This is a genomic window from Roseovarius halophilus (ex Wu et al. 2025), assembly GCF_047086965.1.
The window spans coordinates 1-2,227 of record NZ_JBKOTX010000403.1 but is presented as its reverse complement, the minus strand read 5'-3'; the positions used below and the strand labels follow the sequence as shown (position 1 = coordinate 2,227).

The 2,227-nt window shown below is 67.9% G+C and carries 2 protein-coding genes and 2 pseudogenes; 2 read left to right on the top strand and 2 right to left on the bottom strand.

Translation table 11 applies throughout. The features are described from left to right. Positions 1–94 precede the first annotated feature (94 nt). A pseudogene (locus ACH107_RS32165) lies at positions 95–547 on the bottom strand (helix-turn-helix domain-containing protein); the annotation flags it as partial. Between the two features lie 120 nt (positions 548–667). Between ACH107_RS32165 and ACH107_RS32160 the strand changes: the two are divergent. Then, positions 668–874 (top strand): DUF2061 domain-containing protein, encoded by a 207-nt coding sequence (locus tag ACH107_RS32160; RefSeq protein ID WP_310691993.1) that lies wholly within the window; start codon positions 668–670, stop codon positions 872–874. Further along, positions 867–1,790 (top strand): fatty acid desaturase, encoded by a 924-nt coding sequence (locus ACH107_RS32155; protein WP_412509681.1) that lies wholly within the window; start codon positions 867–869, stop codon positions 1,788–1,790. The genes ACH107_RS32160 and ACH107_RS32155 overlap by 8 nt, the downstream gene beginning before the upstream one ends. A gap of 67 nt (positions 1,791–1,857) precedes the next feature. Here the strand turns inward: ACH107_RS32155 and ACH107_RS32150 are convergent. Beyond that, a pseudogene (locus ACH107_RS32150) lies at positions 1,858–2,227 on the bottom strand (DNA mismatch repair protein MutT); the annotation flags it as partial.

The window sequence follows — 2,227 nt, the reverse complement described above, 5'->3', positions numbered from 1 at the left end:
TTGATGGTGGCGGCAAAGTCCGCCATCGTCATCTATGTCGCGACCAAGGATCCTCATCCTGATTGACGCGCAACTCTCAGCCAGATTGTCGCGCTACAGCCTGTTCAGTGCTGCGCCCCAGCGCGGGCTCGTATTCCCATTTCAGAACCTCGGGCGTCTTGAACATGTCGGGCAGCCCAGCGGGAACGTGGCGCACCTTGTAGCCCGCGGCCTCCTGGTGCCAGGCGAAGATCTGTTCGTCCACCAGCGCGCGGGGCGCCTTGGTGATCTCCATCGTGGCGGCGACAAGATCGGCGGCATTCTCGGGCCGGTCGGTCAGGCCCAGCAGCCAGTCAGCCGAGATCCCCAACGCCCCGGCGCATTCGGCCACCACCTGGGCATTGGGCAGGCGGGCGCTCTGCCCGGCCAGCAGTTGCGAGACGGTCGAGCGGTCCACCCCCACCCGGCGGGCCAGCCCGGCCTGGGTCTCGCCGCGGTCCGCCATGGCCTCGGCCAGGCGGTCCCGGAAGAGGGCGGCACGGGTACGCTTGTCTACAGTTCCCGACATATGGTGATTTATATCATCATATGCCGTCTTTGTTAACATGAAACCGAGTGGTCGAACCGGCGTCGGACAGGGCACATGGGGGTGACACATCAAACCGCGCAAAACCCCAAGAGGAGCCCCATGGAAACCCCCCGTCGCAGCCTCCTGAAAGCCGTGATCTGGAACATGATCGGTCTGCTTTGCATGAGCCTTGTCGGCCTCGCGATGACAGGGTCCGTGGCGCTGGGCGGGGCCATGGCGGTGGTCAACTCCGCGATGGGGTTCGGCCTTTATGTCCTTTACGAACGTGTCTGGGCGCACATTCGCTGGGGCCGCCTGCATGTCTGAACAAGGCGGCCTGCTGGCCGCGACCGCAGCCCCGGCGCGGGTCGAGGGATTGACCCTCGGCCTGGTCCTGGGCTGCTACCTCGGCTGGGCGCTGGCCCTCTTCGGGCTGGCCAGCCTGTCGGCGCCGCTGGCGGTGGGTATGCTTGGCGTCATCATCGCCTTTCATTCCTCGCTCAGCCACGAGGCGATCCACGGCCACCCCATCGCCTCATCGCGGTTGAACGGGCTGCTCATGTCCCCGGCGCTGGCCCTGGTGGTGCCCTATGCGCGGTTTCGCGACACCCACCTGGCCCACCACCGCGACGAACACCTGACCGACCCCTACGACGACCCCGAGTCCAACTTCATCGACCCGGCCCGCTGGGCGCTTCTGTCCCGGCCCGTGCGGGCGATCCTGCGCGCCAACAATACCCTGGTGGGGCGGCTGGTGCTGGGTCCGGTGATCGGCACGTTGTTCTGGCTGCGCGGCGATGTTGTGGCGATCCGCGCCGGCGACCGGCGGGTCATCGCCGGCTGGCTGGCCCATGTCCCGGCGCTGGTGCCTGTGCTGGGGCTGGTCTGGTTGTCGCCGCTGTCGCTGGGGGCCTATGCGCTGGCGGCCTACCTGGGCCTGGCGCTGCTCAAGATCCGCACCTTCCTTGAACACCGCGCGCACGAAAAGGCCCGCGCCCGGACCGTCATCATCGAGGATCGCGGGCCGCTGGCGCTGCTGTTTCTCAACAACAACCTGCACGTGGTCCATCACATGCACCCGGCGGTGCCCTGGTATCGCCTGCCCGCGCTGTATCACGCCAACCGCGATCACTACCTGCGGCGCAACGCGGGCTATCGCTACCGGTCCTATGCGCAGGTCTTCCGGCAGCACTTCCTGCGCGCCAAGGATCCCGTGCCGCATCCGCTCTGGCCGCGGGAGTGAGACCCGGCCTGAAAGACCCCCGGCGTTCGGATCATTCCACGCCATCGGCGTCGGCTGGGCACCCGAGCTAAACCCGGTCCAGCGGCGAGCGTCCGCCAAGCTGCGTGACCAGACGCCGCTCATCGTCGTTGCGAAAGAAGGGCACCCGTGCGGGCGGGCCGGGCCGGTCCAACCCGGCGGCGATCTCGGCCAGCACGACCTCGGTGATGAAGGGCAGGTCCAGCGCCCGCGCCTCGGCCAGAGGCACCCAGTGCAGGTGGCTCAGCTCTTCCTCGGCGCGCGAGAAATCATCGGGATCGGTGGTCAGCGCCTCGGCCTCGATCAGAAAGAAGCGCGCGTCGAACCGGCGCGGGCGGCCCGGCGGCGTGACCGCGCGAAAGACGAAGTGCAGCGGTGCGGCATCGGGCAGGTGGCCGGTGGCCGCGAAGCCGCGCCAG